Source organism: Paraburkholderia fungorum, from assembly GCF_046027605.1.
Classification (GTDB): Bacteria; Pseudomonadota; Gammaproteobacteria; order Burkholderiales; family Burkholderiaceae; genus Paraburkholderia; species Paraburkholderia fungorum_F.
In genome coordinates, this window is record NZ_JAQQEF010000020.1 from 47,238 (window position 1) to 73,814 (window position 26,577).

A 26,577-nucleotide genomic window follows, 5' to 3' on the forward strand; every position below is an offset into this window, starting at 1 on the left:
GAGACACAGTGAGAAAAATTGCAATTACCTTCGTCGGAGGGGTAGGCTTAGTCAGTGGTTCGGTATTCGCACAAAGCGTGCAGTTATATGGAATTGTAGATACGGGTGTGGAGTACGTCACACACGCCGACTCTGCTGGTAGCGGCGTCGTGAGAATACCCGCAATTACGGGATCAACTCCGTCACGTTGGGGACTGCGCGGCTCCGAGGTATTGGGGAATGGTTACTCGGTAACATTTAACCTCGAAAGCTCGTTTAATCCACGAGGTGGCGACCTCAATCAAGGTGGCCGCTTATTCGGCCGCCAGGCGTGGGTTGGGATATCGGGGCCGACGGGCTCGTGGTTCCTCGGCCGTCAGAATACGGCGACCCTCTACACGGTTCTTGATAACGATGTCATGGGGCCTGCCATCTATGGGGTCGGCTCCGTTGACGCCTACGTTCCCAATGCGCGTAGCGACAATGCGATTGGCTACAAAGGTGTCTACCACGACGTCACAATTGGTGCGACTTATTCTTTTGGTAGAGACGCAGTCGGAGGCAATTCTCCGGGACAAGGTCTGTGCGCTGGATCGGTTCCGGGAGCATTTACGCAATGCCGGCAGTGGACAGCGATGATCAAGTACGACGGACCGACGTTCGGTGGTGGGTTATCGTACGACGAACAGCGGGGAGGCACGGGAGCAGCTGCCAATTTTTTTGACGGCGTGCCTCCTGTGCAAACCAATCGCCCAACCGACATGGACTCCCGGCTGCTGCTTGCGGCTCATGTGATGGTTGGCAAGGTGAAAGTGGAAGGCGGCTGGCTTCATCGTAATACGAAAGATCATTCTTCAACGCCGGATATCCGTTCTGACATCTTTTTTGGCGGTGTGTCATATCAGGTCACTCCTTCATTGCTTGCCGAAGGTGAGATCATCCGGGTTGTCAATGCGCAGCATGATACTCGTGCGACATTAACCACTGTGCGCGGTATGTATTTGCTTTCGAAGCGCACCGCACTGTATGCGCAAATTGGCTACCTCTCGAATAGTGCAGAGGCCGCCTACACAATTAGCGCAGGCGGCGGCGGTACCACGCCACATCGTGGCGCGAATCAGTTGGGAGCTATGATAGGTATGCGGCAATACTTCTAGCGCCACGATGTTGGACATCCGCCGTCGATTCAAGCGGCGTGCCTCGGCAAGCAGTAGCTCCGAGGTTAATCGGACAATACGGCCACAGCCTTGATTTCAATGACGTAGCCCGCCGCACCTCCTAGCATGTGTGCTCCCACTGCCGTCCACGCTGGCAGCGGATGCGTATTGAGGTAGCGGTCGCGCACCTGCATGAATAATGGCAGGTCGCGCATGTCCGTGTGAAACGTCGTCAAGTCGACCACATCACTCAGCGACGCATTTGCAGCCGTCAGCACCAACTTGAGATTCTCGAATGCCTGCACCATTTGGGCCTCCCGACCTTCGACCAGTTGCATGGTCATGTCACGACCAATCTGACCGGACACATAAATCGTGTTGCCCACTTTGACTGCGGGTGCGTAGCGAATCTTCTCGTACACTGCGTCCATTCCTGCAGGGATAATGGCCTTTCGTTCGTTCATGTCATGCGTCTCTTACGGAAGTTTGATGGGGAAGGGCACGCGATGCGCGGCGTGGCGACACAATTGGCTCAACGCATTCATAGGTCAACCAGTGTCACCACCGGCGACCGGCAATATAGAGCCGGTGATATAACTTGCCTCGTCTGAAGCGAGGAACAGAATCGGCGCCACCTGTTCGTCAATGCTTCCGTAACGCTTGAAGAAGCTTGATTCAGTGACCTGCTTCACCGCATCGCCCATCCAGACTTTTTCCTGCTCGCTGTCGCCGGCGCTGTTGCGAGGGATGCGCCGCGGAGGTGCGTCGGTCCCGCCAGGCGCAGTGGCGACGACACGGATGTTGTGTTCCGCGTACTCCATCGCAAGCGATTGTGTAATCGCGTTCACCCCGCCCTTGGCAGCGGAGTAGGGTACGCGGCGGATACCGCGCGTGGCATTCGAGGAAACGTTAACAATGGTGCCGCCGCCGCGCTCAAGCAGGTGCGGCAGCACTGCATGGCAGGCGTACAACGTCGGCATGAGTGAACGGCGAATTTCCGCGTCAATCTGCGTGGGCGTGAACTCGGCGAACGGACGCATGCGAATCGCACCGCCAACGCCGTTGACAAGAATGTCGATACCGCCAAACTTGCGCACCGCAAAAGCCAACGCCGACGCCGCACCTTCGTATGTCTCGAGGTCGGCTATGAACCCTGCCGCGTTGTCCGTGTTGTCAGTATCGTTTGCTTCGGCGGCAACTTCAGAGACGAAGTCGGCGCGATCGACGAACAACACCTTGCCGCCTTCGGCGGCGGCACGAAGCGCCACAGCGCGACCGATGCCCTGCGCCGCGCCGGTGACAACCATGACCTTGCCAGCAAATCGTTGCCTGTTCATGCGGTTCTCCAGGTTGCGTTGGGGGTGAATTTTTCGTAGTGGAAGCTGTTCGGCTTCACGCCGTTGTCGTCGAAATGCTTACGCACGGCGTCGACCATCGGTGGCGGCCCGCACAGGTAGACGTCGACGTCCCCGTCATTCAAGGCTTCTGGCGGCATATGCTGCGTCACCCAACCCTTGCGGGGGTGACTCGAATTGGCTTCAGCCACGACGGTGGAGTAGCTGAAATTCGGCAACTTCGCCGCGTACGCTTCGATTGCCTCGACCTGCACGAGGTCGAGGTCTCGCGTCACCCCATAGATCAGGTGGACCTTCTGTTGCGCATTAGTGCGCGCCAGCACTTCCAGCATCGACAGGAATGGTGCCAGGCCCGTGCCGCCGGCGAGGAGTAGCAAGGGCCGCTCCACTGCACGTAGATAGAAACTGCCGAGCGGTCCAGTCAACTCCAGCTTGTTGCCCGGTTGAGCGGAATCGAGCCAGGTGCTCATCATCCCACCGGTGATTCTTTTAATGAGGAAACTGATTCTGGATTCGCCAGGTGCCGACGAGAAAGAATACGAACGATGCTGACCGCTGCCAGGAACATCAATGTTGACATACTGACCCGGCAGGAATTGCGGTGCGGTCGCGTCCACGTCCAGTTCGAGCAGAATGGCCGCATCATTGTGCTGTTCGACCTTCGATACGGTCGCGGTGAACCTGCCTTGCTCGGTCTTGCACGCAACGGACGTTGCCGGCACCGCAATTACACAATCGCTTTCGGGCACCATCTGACAGGTGAGTACGAGACCTTTCTCCTTCTCGTCCTCGCTCAGTGCATCTTCTATGTAATCGTCACCCAGGTCGTAGCGTCCACTCTCGGCGTGGCACTTGCAGGTACCGCACACGCCATCGGAGCAATCCATCGGCAGGTTGATTTTTGCACGGAAGGCGGCATCGAGTACCTTCTCGCCCGCCTTACATGTAACCAGGCGAGTCACGCCGTCTTCGAAATTAAGTGCAATGTTGTAATTGACCATCTTGCCTCCTGTACTTCTGATTTCCTTCAATGCTCGACATCAGACGTGGTAAACGTCGAGCACCTGGCGGATGTAGTCGTCCTTCAGCACGATTCGCTTGTGGGCAATCAACAGTTCATCGCTGACTTCCCGAAGAGTCACGAACATCGTGCCGAAAAATTGGTCGGTGGTTTTGTAGCGGTGGCTGAGCGTGTTGAAGTTATAGCGCACGTCCACTTCGTTGCCGCGCTCGGCCAGCACTTCCACATTGGTAACGTTGTGACTGGTACGCGGTTCAGGCATCGAAGCACTGCTTCGCTCGGTCCTGATGCGAAACACGCGGTCTTCCAGGCCGCCACGGTCGGCGTAATACATCAGTGAAATCTGACTATCGTGGTCATCGGTAAGCTGGTCGTCGTCATCCCATGCCGGCATCCAGTAGGTGACGTCCTCGGCATAGCAGGCAAGCCAGTCGTCCCACTGACGATCATCCAGCAGGCGCGCTTCGCGGTACAGTACGGCGCAGATTTTCCGGTAGTCGAAGCTCATGCTAGCGCCTCCTCTTGTTCCTTCTTCACTGCGTCGCGCATCACCCGAACCCAGTACTCGTGCTGGCACACGAACAGGCCTTCGTCTTCGCTGCGCTCACCGGAAATAAGCGGCTTTAGACCCATACTCTTCGCATTTGCGTCAGGGCCCTCGATCCACAACGGCGCCCCGCGCGAAAGGTCGTTCCACAGCGCGGTGGTGCCCGCATAGCCAGCCTGACAGGCGCGGAACTCTTCAAGGTCGTCTGCGGTGCCCATTCCCGAGACATTGAAGAAATCCTCATATTGGCGAATGCGAGTGGTGCGGTCGGCAGCGCTCTCACCCTTTGGGGCGAAGCAGAAGATGGTGACTTCGGTCTTGTCTACGCTAATTGGACGTACTACGCGAATCTGCGTGCTGAACTGATCCATCAGAAATACATTCGGATACAGGCAAAGGTTTCGGGTCTGGTTGACGATAAATTCCACCTGTGCTTCGCCAACACGCTCCCTGATTTCGTCGCGGTATTTATAGACGGGGCGCACCTCCGGGTTCATCGTATTGGTCCAAAGCAGAATGTGGCCGTGGTCGAACCCGTATACGCCGGCTACCGACTTGCTCCAGCCATTCGCATCCACCGCTTTTGTGCCGTCGACCTTGCGCCGGTCCATGGTCGCGGCATAGTTCCAATGCACGGTGCTGACGTGGTAGCCGTCGCAGCCGTTTTCCATCTGCATTTTCCAGTTGCCGTCATAGATGTACGACGAACTGCCGCGCAACACTTCCAACCCGTTTGCGGCCTGGTCGACGATCTGGTCGATGACGACCTTGGTCTCGCCGAGATAGTCCTCCAGCGGAAGCACGTCCTCACTGAGACTGCCGAACAGGAACCCACGATAGCTCTGGAAACGGGCAACTTTCTTCAGATCATGCGAGCCGTTGGTATTGAACTGCACCGGATATTCGGTGGTCTTCGCGTCCTTCACTTTCAGTAGCTTGCCGGTGTTGGCGAAGCTCCAGCCGTGGAACGGGCAGGTGAAGGTGCCTTTGTTGCCGTGCTTTCGCCGGCATAGCATCGCGCCTTTGTGCGCGCAGGCGTTGATGACCGCATGCAGTTCGCCGCTCTTGTCGCGAGTGACGACCACAGGCTGGCGGCCAATCCAGGTGGTGTAGTAATCGTTGTTGTTGGGAATCTGGCTTTCGTGCGCCAGGTACACCCAGTTGCGCTCGAAGATGTGTTTCATCTCGAGCTCAAACAGATCGGTGTTGGTGAAGATATCGCGACGGCAGCGGAATACACCGCTTTGTTTGTCGTCCTGAACGGCGGCGTGCAGCAGTTGATCCAGTTGCGTGGCTTTGTCGATAATGACAGGCATGTGTGCTCTCCCTATGCGCGCTCCAGGCGATGGAGCACGCGCATCGGCATAAAGAAATTCTTGCGGTGAATCGAGCGGCCGCAGTGGCATGAGGTAGCCGCCGGGCTGAACGATTACGTCGTGGCTAACGCACGCAAGCGATGGGCGACCTGGTTACCTTGCCTTGACCCGGCGTGGTCAGCGCTATGTCTTTGTTCGTGTCGGCTTGCATGCCACGCGGAGTGCCGCCAGTCTTTGGATCACATGCGGAATCAAATCCTCGTTGAATGTGCGGCATCGTCGGCTCCTAGATCTTTCTATTTTGTGCAGGGGTTAACCCTTGATTTGCCTTTGGTTCTGATATGCTCAGAAGGTATAATTACTGGCTAAAACAGAGTGTAAAAGCAGGATAATGGACGCCATAATGCCCCGTCCAACACTGATTTAGTATCGGACTATATCCTGGAGGTATTGAGATGGAGCTGCGGCATCTTCGCTATTTCGTAGCAGTGGCTGAGGAGCGCAATTTCACGCGCGCAGCGCAGCGATTGCATATGGCGCAACCACCCCTGAGCCGTCAGATACAGCAACTTGAAGAGACGCTTGAGGTGCAGCTATTCCAGCGCAACTCACGTCCGTTGAACCTGACAGAGACGGGTAAGTTCTTCTACGCCCACGCCGTGCAATTGCTGGCTCAGACAGCCGAACTCGAATCGATGACGAGGCGCGTGGGCAACATCCAGCGCAGCCTCTCTGTCGGCTTCGTGGGTTCGACGTTGTACGGTATGCTGCCGAAAATCATCCGGCGCTTCCGCGACGAGAACGCTACAGTCGAACTCAGCCTCCACGAGATGTCGACCATGGACCAGATCAGAGCGCTGAAGGACGGTCGAATTGATGTCGGATTCGGCCGCATTCGACATGAAGATGCGAGCATCCGCCGAGTGATTCTTCGCGAAGAGAAAATGATTGTTGCGCTTCCAGAAGGGCATCCACTCTCACTCGCCAAGCCCATCCTGGCCCTCAGCGATCTGGTCAATGAGACGCTGATCATTTTCCCGAAGGCGCCGCGTCCCAGTTATGCAGACCAGGTGCTTTCGGCATTTGAGGACCGCGCGCTCAAGCCTCGCCGAGTATATGAAGTACGAGAGTTGCAGATTGCACTCGGTCTCGTAGCGGCAGGGGAGGGAATTTCCGTGGTGCCGAGCAGTGTGTACGGCCTGAAGCGGGACGACGTGAGCTACAAGGAACTGGACGACCCCACGCTGGTATCCCCGATCATTATGAGCATGCGCATGCTCGATGAGTCGCGAGACATTCAGGAAATGCTTGAACTTATCTACCGGCTGTACGAGGAAAAAAGGGTCCCCCATGGACCACGTACCGACTGAGGGCTTTGCGCTCTGCACGGCAGGCAGGAGCGCATGTTTAGAGCGCGCTGCGTAGCGGCCTCAACTGAAAGTCAGAAGCCGTGCAGCGAGGCGAATTCTTCGATGGAAGCCTTCGGCATTTGTGGCCGCCGTTTTGCCCATTCTGGATCACCGAAACCCATGGCCATGCTGCAGACTACCAACTCGTCAGGAGCGAGAGGCAGATTGGCTCGGATAACAGCATGGTAGCGGGAGAGGAATTCCTGAGTGCAGGTGTCGAGTCCTCGCGCTTTTGCCGCGAGCATGATGTTCTGAATAAACATGCCCAGATCAAGCCAGCTTCCTTTTTCAAGGCGTCGATCGATTGTAAAGATCAGACCGATTGGCGCGTCGAAGAACCGGCAGTTTCGCGCGGTCTGTGCCGCACGTGCGGTCACGTCATCGTGGTTGATATTCAGGGAGCCGTAGAAGACCGAGCCGAATTCACGCCGACGCGAGGCAAACGGCTCCGGTAACGAGTCCGGAAGATAGCGGTATTCAGACGAATGCTCGCCAGATGCCGTTTCGTGCACGGTAGTGATGGCATCTGTCAACGCTGTCTTGGCTGCCCCTGTCGTGACATAGACGCGCCACGGTTGCACATTCGCGCCTGTGCCCGCGTAACGTGCGGCACTAAGGATGCCAGTGAGGGTCTCAAGATCGACTTCGCGATTCAAATAGAATCGATTGGCAAATCGACTCATCATGATTTTCTCAACTTCGGATAATTCTTGCGACGATTTAGTTTGGTCAACGGCCATGGTTCAGAGTCCTATCATTTGACATATCTATGCCATGGATACTCTACGCCGCTCATTTACGTTACCGAAGTGCAATTTTCATAAAATGAAAATGCATGTCGTGCACTTAAGGGCTATCTCTTTTGGAGCGGGTTTCGGTGACGGACTATGCGTTCATCCCAGCTACATGCTGTACCGCATTCGCCAGCATGCTGCGCAGCCATTCGTGCCCAGGATCATGAGTATGCCGCTCATGCCAGACCATCTGTACGGCGCGCGGCGGAGCGTCCCAAGGCAACTCCGAGGAATACGCTCTCCCTGATTGGTGGAAAACCTTCGCCAGAGTAGCCGGCACGATCGCGGCGGTCTCGGTGTCAGTCAGCAGGCTGGGAATAGCGAGAAAATGAGGTTGGACAATCGTGAACTTCGGCCGCTTTCCGATCGAACTGAACGCAGCCATCAAGGCCGTGCGATCGAACATTTCAGTGCGGCGCGTCAGCCCTCGTTCGGATAGCAGGCCATCTTCCGAGCCGCCGGTCGACACGACCATTAATGGCAAGCTGGAAAGCGCCTCCAAGCCAATTTCGCTGCCGGCGAGCGAATGAACCGTGTCGACGACCATCATGTCCCGTTCCTCGAATAGCACTTGTTCGCTCAGCCGACTGGGGACGCTGGAAAAAGATCCAAGCGCAATCTCCACGCGACCGACATCGATTTGCGTGGTCAAGTCGATCCTGCTCGCGGGCAGCACGGTGACGCTTGCATGCGGCGCGAGAGTCGATATCGTTCGGAGAAAGTGCGGCAATACCACCGCCGTCATATAGTCGGTCGCGGCGATACAGAATTGACGGTCGGTGACGGCTGGGTTGAATTGTGCAGGCCCGACCGCACGCTCGATCGTTACCAGTGCATCTCGCACGAGTGGCGCCATCTCCAGCGCCCGGACGGTCGGCTCCATCCCTGCAACCGTGCGCACAAACAACTCATCATTGAGCAACGCCCGCAGTCGCGAGAGCGCATGACTGACCGCTGACGGACTGAGGCTGATCGCTTCGCCCGCGCGAAGCACATTCCGTTCCCGGATGATGGCGTCAAACACACGAAGCAAATTCAAATCCAGATTTCTCATCGCTACGATCAACGATTGATCAAGGCCTCAGATTGGAACGTCAGGTGGAAAATTCACCGTTCCCACTTTGAGTCCAGGATGATGCTGCAGAGGTTCACTCGCTGGAAGCTCTGATCCTTGTAGGCAAGGAAATCATCGTTAAAGGTACCAAATGTACTGCCGGGCCGATGCTTCATACCGTGATAAAACGCATCGATCATCTGATGGGCAAAATCGGTGTCGCGGGGATATGCGGCGATTACCGCTTCGCGTTGTTCGTCTGTGAACTGTTCAAAGCCACGTCCGGCCACGTCCATTCCGGCGCCGGCCTGCAACAGGGCGATCTCTGAATGCATGTGTTCTGGAATGCCCGGAGTCGTATGGAGCGCGACGGCGTTCCAGACTTTCTCTACGTCCTGTTTCGAGATGTTATGGCTTCGCAGGAAATCGCGTGCGGCATTCGCGCCATCCACCTCGAAGCGAAGCTGACTCTCCTGATAAATGGATGTCAAGCCGAGATCGTGGAACATCGCTGCGACGTAGAGTAACTCGGGATCAAACGTCAGATCCTTCTGTTTCCCAAGCAGGGCTCCCCAGAAGTAGACGCGAGTTGAATGGGAAAACAGCAATTCGCTTTCGGTGTCGCGAATGAGCTGCGTAACCTCGCGTGTCAATTTACTGTCAGGGATTTTTACATTGAAAATGTCGCTCGTCGCCACGGTTTTTATCCTCCATTACTTGGCTTGTGGGCACTTCTGTCGGCAGCAGGCCGGCGTCCGCTTCGCCCGAACCCTATGCGCTGGGCACCATACATCTGAAGCCCGGGCTTGTTGTGGCGCCCATTCATTTTAGGTCGGGAAATTCCAGCTAGCGGGCGGATCGGCCCCTTCACATGGAGAAAAATACGCTTTTCTCGGGTCACAATACAGTGCCAAGATTGATTGGTTTGAATGTACCATTAGGGAGATGACGACCCTCCCTATTGGCCTTGATCGTTCCGCAGACACATCGCTATCCGCACAGATCTACCGCGCAATCCGAGATGCGATTGAGACAGGGCAGCTTGCCTCCGGCGCGCGGCTGCCTTCCTGGTTAGATTTAGCCGCGCAACTCGGCGTTTCCCGAGGCACTGTGCGTGTCGCCTATGAGCGTCTGATCGATGAGCAATTCGCAATCGGTTTGGGCGCGGCGGGAACTCGCGTAGCCGAGCGCCCGAACCTGACTGCGGCACCCAATTGCGCACCGGAAGCGCCGCCTCTTCCGGATCTCTTCCATGACTTCGGCACGATACCTCTGACGTTTCAAATGGGGGTGCCCGCTCAAGATGCCTTTCCTTTCAAGCTATGGTCGCGCATCCTGACGCGTGGGGCCAGGCAAGCTGCGATGGCTCCGGTTGGCTACCCGGATCCTCGCGGTGATCCGGGCTTGCGAAGGGAAATCGCAGCTTACCTCGGCGTGGCACGAGGCCTTCGATGCAATCCCTCGCAGGTTCTTGTAACGGCAGGGTTCTCTGGTGCTCTCGACCTCGCGATCCGCGGGCTTCGCGTTGAAGGCATGGAAGCCTGGATGGAGGATCCCGGTTTTCCGCTCACGCGTACCGCGCTCGGCCTGACTGGCATGACCGTGACAGCCGTGCCGGTCGACGCAGACGGGCTCGATATCGACGCGGGCATTCAGAGCGCGGCCGGCGCAGCCTTGGCAGTCGTGACACCTGGTCAGCAGGCACCGCTCGGGGTGGCGATGTCGCTCCCCCGGCGCCTTGCACTGCTCGCCTGGGCTCGACAGAACGACGCGTGGATCATTGAGGACGATTACTTAAGTGAGCTCCAGTTGAAAGGGCGGGCAGCGCCAGCGCTTGCCTCGCTCGATCAGGACGGACGGGTGCTGCACATCGGCAGTTTCAGCAAGACCATCAGTCCGGCGCTTCGTTTGGGCTTCCTGGTGGTCCCGCTAGAAATGGCGCGTCGATTCGGCGATATCGCAGCGTGCCTGGCGCCCGCCCCAGCGGCGTCCGTGCAGTACGCTGTGGCGGAATTTCTGCGCGAGGGGCACTATCTTCGCCATCTCCGTCGTATGAAGCGGCTCTATGCTGCGCGGCGGGAGGCCTTGCTGCGTTGCCTGGAGGAGGCGGCGCCGAAATCAATGAAAGTGCAAGCGACTGCCGGCATGGCCATCGTGACCCTGCTGCCCGAGTCTGCGTCAGACGTCGATGTCGCTTTGCGAGCTCTACGTTTCGGCTTGGCTCCGGCACCCCTCTCGCCTTGGTACATGCGTTCTCCCCGGCAGCAGGGACTACTGCTCGGCGTGACCAATGTGAATGAACGCAAGCTGGCTGCCGACTGTCGTCGGCTGGTGGAATTGACGCGATAGGGATGTGCTCGGGCAAGAGGTCGTGGCCGCTCAGAATCGCCAGCCTTGCTTGGTACATTCTGAATGTGCGTTTTCGGTTCTTTTTAGTGGCCCCTATTGGGCGCAGAATTGCGCAGTTCAATCAAGGAGTTCCTCATGAAGACCAAGCGTGTTTTGCTGCCCTTGCTGCTAGCCGTCGGACTGACATTTGCCGGGGTGTCTATTGCTGCTGACAATCCCGGCGACAGCGTTAAGCCCAATTTTTCGCATGTCATTCCGAACATTCCGGGCAAGTCTCTCGTCGCCGTGGAGGTTTCGTATCCGCCGGGCGGAGCTTCATCACCGCACCGTCATGCTCACTCGGCCTTCATCTATGCCTATGTCGTTTCGGGCCACGTACTGAGTCAGGTCAATGGGGAACCGGCGCGTACCTATAACCCAGGTGAATCGTTCTATGAGGCACCGGGGGCTCATCATGTGATCAGCCGCAATGCGAGCCAGACTGAGCCAGCGAAATTACTTGCTGTCTTCGTCGTTGATACCAATGACGTGGCGCTTACCACCAACGACAAATAAAAATCCGAAATGACACAGCGACTGAACTACGAGAAAACTTCGCCTGGCGGAGTTGCAGCATTCGGAAGTGTGTATGGCTATATCATGCAGTGCGGACTCGATCAGGTTCTCGTCGATCTGGTCTATCTGCGCGTCAGCCAGATCAATGGATGTGCCTATTGCATCGACATGCACACTCGCGATCTGATTAAAAAGGGCATCAAGATCGACAAGATCGTGCTGGTTCCGGTATGGCACGAGGCAGGCGCGCTCTTTAGCGATCAAGAAAGGGCAGCACTGGCCTGGAGCGAATCGGTGACGCGGGTGGCCCAGTCCGGCGTGCCGGACGAGGCCTTTCAGGCAGCAATCGCCGTATTCAGCGAAAAAGAGCTGGCTGACCTGACAATGGCTATAGGCTTGATGAACGCCTACAACCGCTTGGCCATCAGCTTCCGCAGCACGCCTAAAGCCGCTCTTGCCGCCGTCCCCTGAACCGCGACGCAGCCGCCACCTCGGTAGAACGACTCGTCTCGGCGACAGTTGACTCGATTAACCCGGCTATCGCCGCACGAGGCCGATCAGATGCTTTGCGTTTTATATGGCAGGCTTTAACTGGCGGCCGGCTGTTTCAGCGCGCTCTCGTCGAGAGCGACCTCCATGAATGCCCGTGTCGCCGCGTTTCGATAGGCGTTTTTTCGCAATAGCAACGCGGCGGTACGCTGCGGCAGAGCCGGTTCCAACTGCACGAGACAGAGTTCGCTGTGCTCGCGTGCGATCGCGGCCGGAAGCACCGTTGTAAGCGTGCTGCGGCGCACGATTTCGATGACCGCGTTGATCGAGTTCACCTCAATCGAAATGCGCGGCGAAATGCCATGCCGCTTGCAATATCGGTCAATGTATCGCCGGGTCGCGAATTCCTCATTGAGCAGAACAAGGGCCTCCCTCTCGAACTCGTTCACTTTCAACGCGGAGCGTCGCTTTGCGTGTGGATGCGACTTTCCGACCACCATCGCAAGGGCTTCGACGAATAGAGTCTGGGTCTCTATGTCAGGCGTGTGCGTTTCATCGAAAGCGATGCCGATGTCAAGCGCATCCTCGTTCAGGAGTGCCTCCATCCGGTCCTGCGGCATCTCGAGGATGTTCAGTGTGACGTTCGGATACTTGCGGTTGTATTTCTCCAGCAACGGACCGATCAGGTACGCGGTGAACGTCGGCGTCATGGCCAGGCGCAGCGAGCCGCGGCTGAGTTCCTGCACGTCGTGGATCGCCCGCTTGCCCGCCTCCAACTCCTGGAGCGCCCGCTTCGCGTAGCGCACATAGGCGTCACCTGCGTCGGTCAACTGGATCGTGCGGCCGGACCGGTCGAGCAATTGCACGCCCAGCGTGTCCTCGATCTGTCTGATCTGTTGCGACAGCGTTGGCTGCGACACATGCAGCGCCTCGGCGGCGCGCGTGAAGTTGCGATGCTCCGCAACGGCCAGAAAGTACCGGATATGCCGCAGCAGCATGGGCGCCCTCGAACTATTGGTGTGGCCTATCGGGAGAATAATAAACCGGTCTTGGACACTATAGCCCGATCCGCGCATCCTTGGTCCATCTGTTCTCGACCCACCCCAGACGGAGCAAACCATGCAAGACATTGTCGACGGTTTCCTGAAGTTCCAGCGCGAGGCGTTTCCGCAGCGTTCCGAGCTTTTCAAGCAACTGGCCACCAGCCAGAATCCGCGTACCCTGTTCATTTCCTGCTCGGACAGCCGGCTCGTGCCGGAACTCGTCACGCAGCGTGAACCTGGTGACCTGTTCGTCATCCGCAACGCCGGCAATATCGTACCCTCGTATGGGCCGGAGCCCGGCGGCGTGACCGCCACGGTCGAATATGCAATCGCCGCGCTCGGCGTCACTGATGTAGTGATCTGCGGCCACTCCGATTGTGGCGCGATGACCGCCATTGCAACCTGCAAGTGCATGGACCATATGCCAGCCGTGCGCAACTGGCTGCATTATGCGGATTCGGCGAAAGTCGTCAACGAGGCGCGCGAGCACAGAAACCAGAGCGAGCGGGTCGACTCGATGGTCCGCGAAAACGTGATCGCTCAACTCGCGAACATCAAGACGCATCCTTCCGTGCGTCTTGCCCTCGAACAGGGACATCTGGCCTTGCACGGCTGGGTGTACGACATCGAAACCGGTTCGATTGATGCACTCGACGGCACGACAAACCAGTTCGTTTCTCTCGCTGAACATCCGCACACCTGTGCGACCCCGGTCCGACTCAACCTCGCTGCCTGACCCGCTGCTTTTCCACTTCGTTTAATGACAAGGAGCATCACCATGACGCAATCCCAACACAGCCAGGCCCCCCGTCAAGCATTGACGGACACAATCATCGATGCAAAGGTTCGCAAGGACCTCACGTTCGAGCAGATCAACGAAGGCTCGGGCCTTAGTCTTGCCTTCGTCACCGCCGCGTTGCTCGGCCAGCACCCGCTGCCGGCCAGTGCCGCGAAAGTCGTGGGCGAGAAGCTCGGACTCGACGAAGACGGCATTCGTCTGCTGCAAACCATCCCCGTGCGCGGCAGCATTCCGGGCGGCGTGCCGACCGACCCGACGATCTACCGGTTCTACGAAATGGTGCAGATCTACGGTTCGACGCTCAAGGCGCTGGTCCACGAGAAGTTCGGCGACGGCATTATCAGCGCAATCAATTTCAAGCTCGACATCAAGAAGGTTGACGATCCGGAAGGCGGTTCGCGCGCCGTCATCACGCTCGACGGTAAATATCTGCCCACCAAGCCGTTCTGAGTAATGTGGGGAGAATTTTGCCGGCGGTCGGCGGACTCCGTGATGGCGCAAACGGAGTCGAAACAGACCGCGGCAAATAGCGCTCTTAAAAGTCGGTCCTCGCCGAGAAGCGAATAGAGCGCGCGGGACCGACGATCAGCAACCCGTTGCCCGCGGCCGAATAGTGCCGGTCGTTGGCGAGGTTGTTGACGTTGAGCGCAAGCGTAGTGCGATGACCGGCGATGCGGGTTGTGTAGCCCGCGCCGAGCGTGTACACCGTATAGGCCGGGATGAAAGCCTGGTTTGCGTTATTGACCGCCTGCGCCCCAGTGCGGAACATGCCCGCGGTCAGACTGCTGCCAGGCAGGATGCCCGGATGATAGGTGACGCTCATGCTCAGGGTGAAGTCAGGCGTGTTCTCCGGCTGAGTGCCCGAGAGCGCGGGATTCGACGCGCCGGAGGTGCGCGCATGCAGATACTGGCCCGCGACATTGAACGACCACGCGCGATTGACCTCACCACCGATCGATGCTTCTACTCCCCGGTAGGTCGAGCGGCCGTCGATCAGGAACACGTTCTGGTTATTGAGTTGCGCCGTACCGCGGTTGATATCGAAGTAGGCGATGGTGGAGTTGAAGCCAAAAAGGGCGCTCGAACGGATACCGACTTCCTTCTGCTTGGCAACCGAGGGCGGCAGCGTCTGGAACGCGTTGACGGCCGTACTGGGCGCGAGGCCCGTCTCCTGCAGTCCCGTCATATAGCTGGCATAGAGCGAGGTGTCAGGACGCAGCAGAAAGGTGACGCCGATGGCGGGCGAGTAGTTGGTCGTCTGAAAATGGGTACTCGGCCCCGTCGCCTGCTGGGCGGTTAGCGAATAATCGGTGCGACGCATGCCGCCGATCACCGTCAGGCGATTGGCGATAGTCACGGCGTCATAGATATACACGCCGGTGTCTCTACTGTCCTGCGGCAGGTCGACGATCGGCGTGGTGCGCACGGGCGCGGGCAGCACGACCGGGTTGAACAGGTTCTGCGGCGTGCTGACCGATTGCACCGACGGATTGTTCTGATAGCGGTCGTTGTACATCAGGCCGAAAGTCAGATGATGCTGCAGGAGCGAACCGGTGTTGAACTTGCCGTTGGCCTCGACGCGGGCGTATTTATTGACGTAGTCCTGATTGCGTACGAGCTTGGTGACGAGCGTCCCCTGGCCGGTGATCGGGTTGTAGTTCATGAGCGTGGAGAGGTCGCGCGCATCCCGGTCCGTCTCGGCACGGCCACCTTCCGCAAGCACGCTCCAGTTGTCGCTGACCTTGTAGTCCGCGCGCAACAGGATGTTTTGCGCCTGGGCCCTGTAGGTGGCCCAGTCGCCCGAGAGCAGCTTGTTCGGATCCGGCACGGCGGGGATCGTGATCTTGCCGTTCACCGGAGAGAGCAGGCCGATGGTGGACTGTTCGGTGAAGCTGCGCTCGTAATCTTCGAAGTCGAGTTTGAACGAGAGGCGATTGGTGGGCCGCCAATCGGCTGCCACGCTCACGAAGCGGCGAGTACCTTCGACGTCGTTGATCGAACTCGAGAGGTGGCCGCCCGCCGCATTCACACGCAGGCCGAACTGATTGTCGGGACCGAAGCGCCGGCCGACGTCCACGCTGCCCACTATCTCGCCATTGGTCGTGCCCGAAATGCCGATGGACGCATTGGGCGTGTCGCCCGCGCGCTTGGTGACCAGGTTGACGATTCCCGAGGGGCTCGCAATGCCGAACAGGAGCGCTGCCGCGCCCTTCAATGCTTCTTCCGCCTGCTTGTCCTCGAGCGGCATCGCCAGGAAGTTGTTGATGGGCAGCGCGCCGTTCAGGCGAAAGCTCGTGCGTCCCTCGAGTGCAATGCCCCGGATCGACACGTTGTCCGCCACCGACGCCCCGGCCGAACTCGAGATGCCGGCCGCACCGCGCAATGCCTCGTAGGAGTCGCTGGGCTGCTGCTGATCGATGGCCGAGCGCGAAACCACGTTGACCGTCATCGGGATGCCGTTGGCGGCGCCGCTGCCACTTTGGCTGTTGGCCACGCCCTGGGCGCGCCGGATCGCTGTCGCCGTGCTCGCGCCGGCCGTTGGCGCGGCGCTCTCTGCCGTACTATTCGACGCGTCGGCGGCGCCAGGCGCTTTGGCCGCCGCATCCTTGCCGGCCAGGTCCGATGGCGGCTGTACGGCCGCTGTCTGTGCATGCGTCGTACCTGGCATGACCACCACCGATAGTCCCAGGCTAGCCGCTGCGAGTGCAGCTCGTTTGCGTCTCGATTTCCGTGTTGATGCCTTCTCCATCTCACTTCCTTGTTTTTTGTTTGCGACCTTGATCCGACAGGAAAACGCGATCCCGCGCCTGTGTTATCAGCGGCTCTATTGATTGAATTGCGTTGGTGAACGTAAAAGCGCGGTCGGCTAGAGGGGTGGCTGGCCGAGTTGCCGAGTGCGTCGCTGAATGGGGCGGCGCCGCTCGGGCGGCGATGCGGAAATTAGTCTGTCGTTCATATATTTCCGCATCGGTAAAATAATGTAGTTATCCAGAATTGTCCCGGGAAGGGCAAATCTGATGATCGTGATCGGCTAATTCGATATCCCGCTCCGCGCGCGGCTCGTGCCGGTGCGCCCGGTCATGCGCCGCAGGGTGTCGTCCTTGAAGAGCAGGTGATGGACAAGCGCCGCCAGCGCGTGAAGGCCGATGATCCAGTAAAAGGCGTTGCCGATCAGGATATGGATATCGTGGATAACCTTGCGCGCGAGCGGATCCTTGCTCACTAGCTGGATATGCAGGTCGATGCCCGGCACCACCAAAGGAAAGCCGCTGCTGTTGAGCATCAGGACGCCAAGCAGAGGCTGCACGAAGATGAAGACATAGAGTGCGAGGTGGGCGAGCCTGGCGAGAAAAGTCAGGGCGCGCGACGCTTCGATTTCAGGCGGTGTGCCGCGCCACAGGCGCCACAGCACCCTGAACACCGCCAGCGTCAGCACGAGCGCGCCAGCGCAATAATGTACCGTGTTCCACATGACCCGCGCATCGGTGCCCTTGGGTCCGCGCACGAGCATCGCCGTGTAGGCGAGCACGACAAGGGCGGCGATGATCCAGTGCAGGAAGACGGCAGGGCGGGAATAAGCTTGGGATACGACTGTAGGGGGCATGACGTGCTCCGCCACGAATGGCTGGTTAGTTGATCGTTCTTTATATTTCAGCAACGGTAAGGGAATGTAATGACCAAAAATGGTCTCGGGAAGGTCAAATCGATTGATCGCGATCGGCTAGTTTGATATCCCGGTCGGCGCGGCCAGGCGTCCACGCTTTCAAACAGCGAGGGAGCGGCGCTCGACCTGAGCGATCGGCGCCGTCATGAGCGATGTGGCAGGTGGGACGACGGCGATACTCGCTTTGACCGTCGTCAGGTGTTCACGAGGACCAGCGTCGTGGTCCGTTCGAGCAATCAGGCGAGCGGCGCTACCGTGGCACCGGCGATTCCATGCCGCTTGAGCGACGCTGCAACGAAGCCGGACTCTTTCATCGCTTCAACGAATTGTCGCAATGCCTCCGCTGCTTCGGGCCCGCGTGTCTTCGGCGTGCCCATGGCTTGCTGGATGACCATGAACCGCTCGTCGAGAAGCCGCAGTCCCGGTGACTTGCGGGCGTCCGCCTCGAGCTGCTGCTTCACGCCCGCCGCTACTTCCAGATTCCGCTCGACAAAAGTCTGAACGACGGTCGGCGAAGTCGGTGCGCGGACGATCTGTGCGGCTTTGAGTTCGCGCGTCAAATACAGGTCATACGCGCTGCCTTTACCGACTGCCACGCGGTTGTGCGGCTGGTCGACGTCCCGATTGGCGGTAATGGGTGAGCCATCCCGAACCAGGTAAAAACCTTCTATCAGCACGTAGGGCGCGGTGAAAGCGAGCGCTTGACCGCGTAACGGATCGACTGCAAAAAAGCCGATATCGGCGCGTTCGTCGCTCACGGCTTCGACGGATTTGCCTGCCGCGTCGAACACCACCAACTCGAGTTCAACCGATAATCGTTCGGCGAATGCATGTGCGAGATCGACCGATACGCCGAAAGGCTCGCCCGAAGTGGGGTCCTGGTTCGCGAGGATCGGGTTGCCGAGATTGATCGAGGCACGCAGCTTGCCGGTCGGCGTGAAAGCGGTGGCGATGGATTGATCGAAGTTCATAGCTGCGCGGATTTGCTCCCTTCATTGAAGTGAAGCGCGGTTCAAGGTTTAAGAATTTCACTGATGCGGGACAGGGCATCAAGCGTATGCAGCAGATGTCGACGGAGCGCTTCGGAGGCCTCTTCGTTGCGCTCGCGCTTGAGCAGATCGAGCACATGCAGATGCTGCCTGCAGTGCTCGGCATAGCGTTCGCGATGCTGCATCGATCGATAGGAAAGCAGCCGCCGAACCCTGTTGACCCGTTTGATCGTGTCGATAAAAAAGCTGTTTCCCGACGCTTCGATCAGCGCTTCGTGAAAACGCACGCCACGATCGTGCAACTGATCCGCGGTATCGGTTTCAATGCCGCCCGCCAGTAGATGAAGCTCGACGGCGCGACAACGCTCAAGAATCTTCGGCTCGAGGTGATAGCCTGGTTCGAGTAGTGCCGCAGGTTCCAGTGCGAGACGTAAGCGGTACGACTGCAGAAGACTGTCCGGGGTCGTGAGCATGGGCGAGAATTGCCAGCCATAGCCGGGCTTGCGCTCCGCCCAGCCTTCCTTTGCAATTCGCCCGAGGACAGCGGTCAGTTGCGCGCTGGTGAGGCCGTAGCGGTTGCGGATCAGTTGCTCGGAAAACTCGTTCGGGAGCTCGCCTTTCAGCAGATCGTCGGCGATCTGGAAGTACACACTTGTGATGACATCCGTCTCGCCCAACCCGAGTACTCCGACCACCTCGGAAAGCGGTTCGACAACGGGCTTCGCGACGAAAAAGCCGCGATTCTTCTCACGCGTCAGCACGCCTTTCTCATGTAGCAGCGCGAGCGCTTCATTGACCGGCGAGCGCGACACCCGTAAGCGGTCAGCCAGCATCTGCGCGGGCAGATGGCTGCCGACATCCAGTGCTTCGGTCTTGATCAGTTCGACAATCTGGGTCGCAATGGAGCGCTCAATCATGGTATTGGCCTGTCTGTCGGCGCAAGCAGCGGACTGGCTTTCAGGCCTTCTGCTCCGCTAGCGTTTTCTGCAATATCAGTGGAATGACGCCACCGGAACGCAGTAACTGACATTCCAGCTTTGTCTCGACGGCGGCAGTCGCTTCCACCGGTTCTGTTCGCCCGTCCGCGCGAACGATACGCACGACTATCCTGCATCTTGGCGACAACGATTGCGCCGGCGCATCGATTTCGAGCTTATCACCGGGCTGAAGCGCGAGCGTGTCCGGGTTGATGCCGGGCGCGAAGCGTAGCGGCAGAATACCCATCCCGATCAGATTCGAGCGATGGATACGCTCGAAGCTCACTGCCAGTACCGCACGAATTCCCAGCAGCCGCTGACCCTTCGCGGCCCAGTCACGCGATGATCCCGTGCCGTATCGCTCGCCTGCAACGAGTACCACCGGATCGCCGTCTTGCCGATAGCGATTGGCCACCTCGAAGATCGGCAGCACGTCGCCGCTCGGCACGTGCAGCGTGTGCGCGACCGGCATGCCGGGCCGCAGGCGGTTCACTAGCGTGCGGTTATAGAACGCGGCGCGCATCATCACTTCCCAGTTACCCCGCCGTGACGCGAATACGTTCAGGTCGTCGCGATCGTCGCCACGCGACACCAGAAAATCGGCGACAAAGCTGTCTTTCGGAATTCCGCTTGCGGGCGAGATGTGATCCGTTGTCACATCGTCGCCGAGGACGAGCAACGGATAGGCGCTGTATCTGCCGAGCTGGCTGCCCTCGGTGAGAGACGCGAACGGCGGCCGACGCAACGCGGTGGACGTGAGGCTCCACGGAAATTGGGCGCCGGCGGGCGCATCAAGGTCATGCCATGATGGATTCCGGCTCGCTAGCGTGAATGCACGCGGATAGTCGAGCGGGTCGGCCGCGGCTCTCGCGAGTTCGGCAACCTCGTCATTCGTGGGCCAAAGATCGCTGAGATAGACCGGCGTTCCGTCGGCCGTTTTCTGCAGCGGATCACGGCTCAGATCGGCCGCGGCGTTCCCTGCGAGCGCAAAGGCAATGACAAGCGGCGGCGACATGATGAAGCCGAGGTCCATGTCCGGGTGGATACGACCTGGGAAGTTCCGGTTGCCGGACAGCATCGCGACGGGATAGACCGAGTTCTCGGCCATGGCCGCGCGTACCGGCTCCGTCAACGGCCCGGAGTTGCCGATGCATGTCGTGCAGCCGTAGCCAACAATATCGAAGCCGACAGCCGACAGATCGTCGATCAGTCCCGCGCGTTCGAGATACGCGGCAGCTGCGGGAGAACCCGGGCCGAGCGAGGTCTTGATCCACGCCGGCACTTTGAGGCCGCGCGCGCGTGCCTTGCGCGCAACCAGCCCCGCGGCGATCAGCAAGGCGGGATCGGACGTGTTCGTGCAGCTCGTGATCGCAGCGATCGCGACGGGATGCGCCGGCATCGAAGGGTGCGTCCGAGCCGGTTTAAAAGCCAGTTCGGCCAGCACGGACGACGTCTGCGAATAGTCGAGCAGGTCTTGCGGACGACGTGGCCCGGCGACCTGCATGCCGATGCCTGCAAGGTCGATGCTGATCGTGTTCGTGTAACGCGGCTCGCCGGTCGGATCGAACCACAGACCGGCCTGTTTCGTGAATGCTTCTACCAGCTGGATCGCGTTGGCCGACCGGTTGGTCGAGCGGAGATAGGTCAGTGTGTGCTGATCGACGGGAAAAAATCCGGTGGACGCGCCGTATTCCGGCGCCATGTTCGCAACTACCGCGCGCTCGGACGCTGTCAGCGTCGCAACGCCCGGCCCGAAGAACTCGACGAATTCACCGGATACACCGATCTTGCGAAGCCTGTGCGTGACGCTCAGCGCGAGGTCGGTGGCCAGCACGCCCGGCCGCATCGCGCCGGTGAGACGAACCCCGATCACGTCGGGGATGCGCTGCATCACCGGCATGCCGAACATGACGGTCTGCGCTTCCAGACCACCCACACCCCAGCCGAGTACACCGATGCCGTTGATCATCGGCGTGTGACTGTCCGTGCCGATCAGGGTATCGGGCACGGCCCATTGTTCCCCGGCCTGATCGACGATCGACACCACGGTCGCGAGTTGCTCCAGGTTGATCGTATGCATGATCCCGGTGCCCGGCGGATGAATCCGCACACCCGTTAGAGCTCCGGACGCCCAGCGCAGAAACCGGTAACGCTCGGCGTTGCGGCGAAGTTCCAGTTGCAGATTGAGCGGCGCCGCGTCCGGTCGAGCGAAATACTCCACCGCCAGCGAGTGATCGACCGACGAGTCCACCGGCAGCACGGGATTGAGCGCCGCGGGATCGACGCCGGCTTCGGCCAGCGTGTCCCGCATGCCGGCAATGTCGACCAGCGCGGGCGTGCTGGTTGTGTCATGCATCAAGACCCGACCTGGCTGGAACGCGATTTCCGCCTCGCTTGTCGCACGCACGGTCCAGCCAAGAATGCCTTCCACGGCTTGCCGCCGTTCCTCACCCTCCGTATTGCGGATGACGTTTTCCAGCAGCAGGCGCAGCACGACCGGCAGTTCGCGCAAAGTGTCGCCAAACAGGCCGGGCAGATCGATGTAGCGAAAGCTGGCGCCTTCAACCACCAGTCGGGTTTGGGTGGGGGAGTAAGTATCTTCCATGGGCGTATTTTTGCACTTTTACGCTTATAAATGCAATCCAATGCAAACGCCCGGCAGCAAAAAATTTGCAGACGACTGCGCAGTTATCCTTGGTTCAGTCAGTCCAGGCCCGTGGAATCGGGGAGGCCGATGGCATGGCGAGTTCGATTCACTGGTTACGCAAAGTTGCGTGTGGCTCAGTCGGCGGTCTTTTCCCGAACCGCGTTGTGCAGATGCAGCTTCAGGAAATCAGCCGCAGCCTCTCGCTGATCCGTGAGAAGCAGATCGATGAGCGTCAGATGCTCGCGGCAGCGCCGTTCCGCCTGATCCCGGTCAACGGCTTTGCGGTACTCCATCAGCCGGCGTAAGCGGTCGAGACGGCGAAGGCCGTCGACAATGAAGGCATTGCCGGAGCATGCCGCAATCGTTTCGTGCAATCGGCTGTTCGCGTCGAAAAGCGCAGCGGGCGATGCGGTGCGCACGCCGCCGCTTACCAAGGCTTCCTGTTCTTCCCGGCAGCGCAGCAATGCCGCCTGATCCAGCCGGAACGTGGGTTCGAGTATCCCGGCCGATTCAATCAGCAATCGATATCGATAACCCTGCCGATACGTCTCCGCCGAGGTCAGGACAGGCTGAAACATCCATCCGTGCCCGGGCCGGCGCTCGATCCAACCCTCCTGCGCCATCCGCCGAAGTATGGCGTTCAACTGCGCACGCGTTACCCCGTAGCGGCGCATCAATTCGTTTTCCGTTACGCGATCCGGAAGATTTCCGGCCAACCGGTCTTCTGCGATCGCCAGGTAGGTGGGTTCATCGGCACCGCCACTTTCCGGCTCACTGGTCGCCACGGCGCCCGGTGGCAGAACTTCCTCCGCGACGGCGTAGCCACCATCGGGAAGCGCGGTGACGACCGCTTGCGCGGCGAGCCGCTTCAGCGCTTCGCGAACGGGCGAGCGTGACACCTTGAACTGCTCCGCAAGCGCGCGTTCGGGCAACCGGGTCCCGGCCGCAATACGGGTGTTGGCAATGTGCTGATGGATGTTCGCTGCGAGCACGTCGGCGAGGGCGCGGGTCATGTGGGATCGGCTTTGGATACACGGGTCCGATCGTACCACAGCCGGAAAATGGTTCTTTGTGAAGATAAAGTGCCGATGCTGGCGGCGTTTCACACGTGATCACCTTGGCGCCTGAGTCGCTATCCGCATCCCCCTCGTGATTACAAAAAATCTCCGCCAGATGCAGTGCTATGGTTTTTTGAAGCAACAAAAAACACTTTACACGGTTTTTTATGTCGATAAAATACCAAAAAAATGCAAATGAGCCAGGCACTCAGTTTCATCCTGGTTGTGATCGCCTGAGTGGCCTGTCCGGGGCGGATGGCCTGCTCTTCATACCCAACCGCTCGCGGCCGCCCGCGCGGGCGGTCCGAATACCTTCACCATTCAAGGACTGACGCATGTTTCGCACTTTGAACCCCGCCACGCAAGCCGTTGTGGCAACTTTCGACGCCGATCCGCCCGCGCGAATCGAGCAGGCGCTTGAGGATGCCAGCGCCGCCCAGCGACGTTGGGCCCGCGAGTCACTTGCCTCGCGGGCGGCTGCGGTCGCTCGTCTCGGCGAAGCGCTGTTGCGCCGCAAGGCGGAACTAGCCGCGCTGATCACACTGGAAATGGGCAAGCCGATTGTGGAGTCGGAAGCGGAGGTCGAGAAGGCGGCCTGGACATGCCGCTTCTATGCGGAACACGCGGCGGACTATCTGCTTGACGAGACGATCGTGAGCAACGCGAGCGAAAGCTTCGTTGTCTACGATCCGCTTGGCGTGGTGCTGGCGATCATGCCGTGGAATTACCCCCTGTGGCAGTTCATCCGCTTCGCGGCGCCGGCGCTCTGCGCGGGCAATGGCGCAATCCTGAAGCACGCCGCCAACGTGCCGCAATGTGCAATGGCGATCAACGCGGTATTCGCGGACGCCGGCGTGCCCGCCGGTCTCGTTGCTTCGCTGCTGATCGAGCCTGAGAGCGTCGCCGCGCTGATCGACGATCCGCGCATCGCCGCTGTCACGCTGACCGGTTCGACTACGGTCGGCAAGCTGGTTGCGTCGCAAGCCGGCCGTGCGATGAAAAAGCAGGTGCTTGAACTCGGCGGCTCGGACCCGTTCATCGTGCTCGCCGACGCCGACGTCGAGGCCGCCGCGAAAGCGGCCGTGAAGGCGCGCTTCTCGAACACGGGGCAAAGCTGTATCTCGGCCAAACGTTTCATCGTCGACGAGAAGGTCGCGGACCGCTTCGTCGAGTTGTTCTGCGCGGGCGTCTCGCAATTGAAAGTGGGCGACCCGATGGAGCGGGACACGACGATTGGTCCGATGGCGCGGGCGAACCTGCGCGATGAACTGCACCGGCAGGTCGAGCGCAGCGTGGAGGCCGGCGCCGTGCTGAAGGCGGGTGGCCAACCGCTGGCTGGTCCGGGCTTCTTCTACGCGCCGACGGTGCTGGACTACGTCACGCCGGACATGGTCGTCGCGCGCGAGGAAACATTCGGCCCGGTGGCTGCCATCCTGCACGTCGCCGACACCCGTTCGGCGATCGCACTGGCGAACGAGACCGAATTCGGACTCGGCGCCGCGCTCTGGACGAGCGACCTCCCGCGTGCAAAAGACCTCGTTCGACAGATCGAGGCCGGCGCGGTGTTCGTCAACGGGCTGGTCGCGTCCGATGCGCGGCTGCCGTTCGGCGGCATCAAGCAATCGGGATATGGCCGCGAACTCGGCGCGGCCGGCATTCGCGAATTCACTAACGTCAAGACGGTCTGGATCGGTCCGGCTCGCTGATCGCACATCCGGTTTCACGCACGTCCCCACAGGAGCACACCATGACGATCACGACCCCTTCCGGCGCAGCCTTGCTGCAACCCGACCATCTGCCCACCTATGACCGTGGCGGCGGCGCGAGCACCACGCCGCTGGTCGGCAAAGCGGTGGGCTCGGATAGCTTCATCACCGGCTACACCTCGTTCGCGGCCGGCGTCGAGATTCCTTTTCATAGCCACAACTGTCAGGAAAGCGTCGTGCTCGTCGAAGGCGACGCGATTCTCGATATCGACGGACTCGAGTACCGGCTCAAGCCGCTCGATACGACCTTCATCCCGCCGAACGTGCCGCACCGTTTCCGCAATCTGTCGAAGACCTCGCCGATGAAGATCCTGTGGATCTATGCGCGTTCCGACGCGACGCGAACCCTCGCGGACAGCGGAGAAACCCGGCCCGTGTCCGCCGAGCACCAGACCCCCGTGAAATAACCTGAGCACATCACCATGCGTATCCTTGTCCTTCCCGGCGACGGAATCGGCCCCGAAATCATCGCGGCATCGATTGCTGTGCTTGAAAAAGCCGATCGGGTCTTCGACCTCGACCTTCAATTCGACTACGAAGATATAGGCTTCAGGAGCCTCGAAAAATACGGCACCACGCTTCGCCCGGAGGTGCTCGAAAGAGCGGCGACCTATGACGGCTTGATCCTCGGCACCGTCTCGCACGCCGATTACCCGCCCCCCGATAAAGGCGGGCGTAACGTTTCGGCGGCGTTCCGGTGTGATCTCGATCTGTACGCGAATGTGCGTCCCTCGCGTACGCGCGAGTTCCTGACGTCAAACCTGCGCGCGGGCAAGCGGATGGACCTCGTGATCATGCGCGAGGCCACCGAAGGCTTCTATCCGGATCGCAACATGCACCTCGGCTGGGGCGAGATGATGCCATCGAAGGATATGGCGCTCTCGGTACGCAAAATCACGCGTCACTGCAGCGAGCGAATCGCGCGGCGGGCGTTCGAACTTGCCATGAAACGCAAGAAGAAGGTGACAGCGATTCATAAGGCCAACAGCTTCCACATGACGGATGGCCTGTTCCTCGAATGCGTCCGCCATGTTGCAAAAGATTTCCCGGAAGTCCAGCTCGATGACCTGCTGGTAGACGCGTCGGCCGCCCGTCTGGTCCGTGCGCCGGAGCATTTCGACGTGCTGGTTGCCACCAATTTCTACGGCGACATCCTGAGCGACCTCGCGGCGGAATTGTCAGGCAGTCTTGGTCTGGGCGGCTCGATCATGGCAGGCGACGCGCTTTGCTGTGCGCAGGCGCAGCACGGTTCGGCCCCGGACATCCAGAACCAGGACAAGGCAAATCCGACCTCGATGATCCTGTCCGTCAGCATGCTGCTGCGCTGGATCGGCGAACATCGCGCGAAAGCCAATTTCATCGCGGCCGGGGATGCGATCGAAGCCGCCGTCGACGCCGTGCTGGCCAATCCCGCCACCCGTACCGCGGATCTGGGCGGCAGGATGGGCTGCAGCGCATTCGGCGAGCAGGTCGCCAACGCGATGCGTGCCCGCATTGCTCATGCTGATCCGATTTCCGGATAGTGATAGGTTGGACTGGCTTCCTTCATGGCGCGGCTCAGCCTACGATCATGGCGAGGGCGGTACCTGCCGTGCCCGCCGTTGTCCCC

General features: G+C 59.6%; 25 protein-coding genes. 10 read left to right on the plus strand and 15 right to left on the minus strand.

All coding sequences use genetic code 11. The features are described 5' to 3' along the window. The first annotated feature begins 8 nt into the window (after nucleotides 1-8). Nucleotides 9-1,136, plus strand: coding sequence for a porin (locus PQR53_RS27675; protein ID WP_408461146.1), 1,128 nt, complete (start codon nucleotides 9-11; stop codon nucleotides 1,134-1,136). A gap of 65 nt (nucleotides 1,137-1,201) precedes the next feature. Here the strand turns inward: PQR53_RS27675 and PQR53_RS27680 are convergent, their stop codons facing one another. From PQR53_RS27680 to PQR53_RS27700, 5 genes are all read right to left on the minus strand, one after another. Further along, nucleotides 1,202-1,600, minus strand: a complete 399-nt coding sequence (locus PQR53_RS27680) for a RidA family protein (RefSeq protein WP_408461149.1) — start codon at nucleotides 1,598-1,600, stop codon at nucleotides 1,202-1,204. An 84-nt stretch (nucleotides 1,601-1,684) separates the two neighbouring features. Continuing rightward, nucleotides 1,685-2,473, minus strand: a complete 789-nt coding sequence (benD, locus tag PQR53_RS27685; RefSeq protein WP_408461152.1) for a benzoate diol dehydrogenase BenD — start codon at nucleotides 2,471-2,473, stop codon at nucleotides 1,685-1,687. Continuing rightward, the gene (benC, locus tag PQR53_RS27690; protein WP_408461155.1) at nucleotides 2,470-3,492 is read right to left on the minus strand and encodes a benzoate 1,2-dioxygenase electron transfer component BenC; all 1,023 of its coding nucleotides are present in this window, start codon (nucleotides 3,490-3,492) and stop codon (nucleotides 2,470-2,472) included. The genes benD and benC overlap by 4 nt, the downstream gene beginning before the upstream one ends. 39 nt (nucleotides 3,493-3,531) lie before the next feature. Beyond that, nucleotides 3,532-4,020 carry a benzoate 1,2-dioxygenase small subunit gene (benB, locus tag PQR53_RS27695; RefSeq protein ID WP_408461157.1) on the minus strand — a complete coding sequence of 163 codons (489 nt, stop codon included), beginning with the start codon at nucleotides 4,018-4,020 and terminating at the stop codon, nucleotides 3,532-3,534. Further along, nucleotides 4,017-5,375 carry a Rieske 2Fe-2S domain-containing protein gene (locus PQR53_RS27700; RefSeq protein WP_408461160.1) on the minus strand — a complete coding sequence of 453 codons (1,359 nt, stop codon included), beginning with the start codon at nucleotides 5,373-5,375 and terminating at the stop codon, nucleotides 4,017-4,019. The genes benB and PQR53_RS27700 overlap by 4 nt, the downstream gene beginning before the upstream one ends. A 455-nt stretch (nucleotides 5,376-5,830) precedes the next feature. Between PQR53_RS27700 and PQR53_RS27705 the strand changes: the two genes are divergently transcribed. Next, complete coding sequence (locus tag PQR53_RS27705; RefSeq protein ID WP_408461163.1) at nucleotides 5,831-6,745, plus strand: LysR family transcriptional regulator; 915 nt, start codon at nucleotides 5,831-5,833, stop codon at nucleotides 6,743-6,745. A 71-nt stretch (nucleotides 6,746-6,816) separates the two neighbouring features. Here PQR53_RS27705 and PQR53_RS27710 read toward each other — a convergent pair whose 3' ends face one another. The 3 genes from PQR53_RS27710 to PQR53_RS27720 all read right to left on the minus strand — a co-directional run bounded on the left by PQR53_RS27710 (nucleotide 6,817) and on the right by PQR53_RS27720 (nucleotide 9,330). Beyond that, a complete protein-coding gene (locus PQR53_RS27710) occupies nucleotides 6,817-7,524 on the minus strand; it encodes a nitroreductase (protein WP_408461166.1) in 708 nt (235 codons plus the stop codon). A gap of 145 nt (nucleotides 7,525-7,669) precedes the next feature. Further along, nucleotides 7,670-8,632: a LysR substrate-binding domain-containing protein gene (locus tag PQR53_RS27715; protein ID WP_408461169.1), complete on the minus strand. Its 963-nt coding sequence runs from the start codon at nucleotides 8,630-8,632 to the stop codon at nucleotides 7,670-7,672. Between the two features lie 53 nt (nucleotides 8,633-8,685). Further along, nucleotides 8,686-9,330, minus strand: a complete 645-nt coding sequence (locus PQR53_RS27720; RefSeq protein ID WP_408461172.1) for an HD domain-containing protein — start codon at nucleotides 9,328-9,330, stop codon at nucleotides 8,686-8,688. Nucleotides 9,331-9,577: 247 nt separating this feature from the next. Between PQR53_RS27720 and pdxR the strand changes: the two genes are divergently transcribed. The 3 genes from pdxR to PQR53_RS27735 all read left to right on the plus strand — a co-directional run bounded on the left by pdxR (nucleotide 9,578) and on the right by PQR53_RS27735 (nucleotide 12,007). Then, nucleotides 9,578-10,981: a MocR-like pyridoxine biosynthesis transcription factor PdxR gene (gene pdxR / locus PQR53_RS27725; RefSeq protein WP_408461175.1), complete on the plus strand. Its 1,404-nt coding sequence runs from the start codon at nucleotides 9,578-9,580 to the stop codon at nucleotides 10,979-10,981. A gap of 135 nt (nucleotides 10,982-11,116) precedes the next feature. Next, nucleotides 11,117-11,536, plus strand: coding sequence for a cupin domain-containing protein (locus tag PQR53_RS27730; protein WP_408461178.1), 420 nt, complete (start codon nucleotides 11,117-11,119; stop codon nucleotides 11,534-11,536). A 9-nt stretch (nucleotides 11,537-11,545) separates the two neighbouring features. Continuing rightward, entirely contained in the window at nucleotides 11,546-12,007 is a 462-nt protein-coding gene (locus tag PQR53_RS27735) for a carboxymuconolactone decarboxylase family protein (protein ID WP_408461181.1), read from the plus strand. A gap of 116 nt (nucleotides 12,008-12,123) precedes the next feature. Here PQR53_RS27735 and cynR read toward each other — a convergent pair whose 3' ends face one another. Beyond that, nucleotides 12,124-13,023 (minus strand): transcriptional regulator CynR, encoded by a 900-nt coding sequence (cynR, locus tag PQR53_RS27740; RefSeq protein WP_408461184.1) that lies wholly within the window; start codon nucleotides 13,021-13,023, stop codon nucleotides 12,124-12,126. Between the two features lie 121 nt (nucleotides 13,024-13,144). Here cynR and PQR53_RS27745 point away from each other — a divergent pair, with 121 nt between their 5' ends. Together PQR53_RS27745 and cynS are read left to right on the plus strand one after the other, a co-directional pair. Continuing rightward, nucleotides 13,145-13,804, plus strand: a complete 660-nt coding sequence (locus tag PQR53_RS27745; protein ID WP_408461186.1) for a carbonic anhydrase — start codon at nucleotides 13,145-13,147, stop codon at nucleotides 13,802-13,804. A 42-nt stretch (nucleotides 13,805-13,846) separates the two neighbouring features. Further along, entirely contained in the window at nucleotides 13,847-14,317 is a 471-nt protein-coding gene (cynS, locus tag PQR53_RS27750) for a cyanase (protein ID WP_408461189.1), read from the plus strand. A gap of 85 nt (nucleotides 14,318-14,402) precedes the next feature. On the opposite strand, the gene PQR53_RS27755 is transcribed toward cynS, so the two are convergent. The 6 genes from PQR53_RS27755 to PQR53_RS27780 form a co-directional block, all read right to left on the minus strand. Next, nucleotides 14,403-16,535 (minus strand): TonB-dependent siderophore receptor, encoded by a 2,133-nt coding sequence (locus PQR53_RS27755; RefSeq protein WP_408461192.1) that lies wholly within the window; start codon nucleotides 16,533-16,535, stop codon nucleotides 14,403-14,405. Nucleotides 16,536-16,898: 363 nt separating this feature from the next. After that, entirely contained in the window at nucleotides 16,899-17,471 is a 573-nt protein-coding gene (locus PQR53_RS27760) for a cytochrome b (RefSeq protein WP_408461375.1), read from the minus strand. A gap of 296 nt (nucleotides 17,472-17,767) precedes the next feature. Then, a complete protein-coding gene (locus PQR53_RS27765; protein WP_408461194.1) occupies nucleotides 17,768-18,502 on the minus strand; it encodes an ABC transporter substrate-binding protein in 735 nt (244 codons plus the stop codon). Between the two features lie 41 nt (nucleotides 18,503-18,543). Continuing rightward, nucleotides 18,544-19,437, minus strand: a complete 894-nt coding sequence (locus PQR53_RS27770; protein WP_408461197.1) for a GntR family transcriptional regulator — start codon at nucleotides 19,435-19,437, stop codon at nucleotides 18,544-18,546. Between the two features lie 40 nt (nucleotides 19,438-19,477). Beyond that, complete coding sequence (acnA, locus tag PQR53_RS27775) at nucleotides 19,478-22,102, minus strand: aconitate hydratase AcnA (protein ID WP_408461199.1); 2,625 nt, start codon at nucleotides 22,100-22,102, stop codon at nucleotides 19,478-19,480. A gap of 176 nt (nucleotides 22,103-22,278) precedes the next feature. Next, complete coding sequence (locus PQR53_RS27780; RefSeq protein ID WP_408461201.1) at nucleotides 22,279-23,157, minus strand: GntR family transcriptional regulator; 879 nt, start codon at nucleotides 23,155-23,157, stop codon at nucleotides 22,279-22,281. Between the two features lie 380 nt (nucleotides 23,158-23,537). Between PQR53_RS27780 and PQR53_RS27785 the strand changes: the two genes are divergently transcribed. The 3 genes from PQR53_RS27785 to PQR53_RS27795 are packed head-to-tail and all read left to right on the plus strand — an operon-like array spanning nucleotide 23,538 to nucleotide 26,491. Next, nucleotides 23,538-24,908 carry an NAD-dependent succinate-semialdehyde dehydrogenase gene (locus PQR53_RS27785; protein ID WP_408461203.1) on the plus strand — a complete coding sequence of 457 codons (1,371 nt, stop codon included), beginning with the start codon at nucleotides 23,538-23,540 and terminating at the stop codon, nucleotides 24,906-24,908. A 41-nt stretch (nucleotides 24,909-24,949) separates the two neighbouring features. Beyond that, entirely contained in the window at nucleotides 24,950-25,375 is a 426-nt protein-coding gene (locus tag PQR53_RS27790) for a cupin domain-containing protein (RefSeq protein WP_408461205.1), read from the plus strand. A 15-nt stretch (nucleotides 25,376-25,390) separates the two neighbouring features. Then, nucleotides 25,391-26,491, plus strand: coding sequence for an isocitrate/isopropylmalate dehydrogenase family protein (locus PQR53_RS27795; RefSeq protein WP_408461207.1), 1,101 nt, complete (start codon nucleotides 25,391-25,393; stop codon nucleotides 26,489-26,491). Nucleotides 26,492-26,577 lie beyond the last annotated feature (86 nt).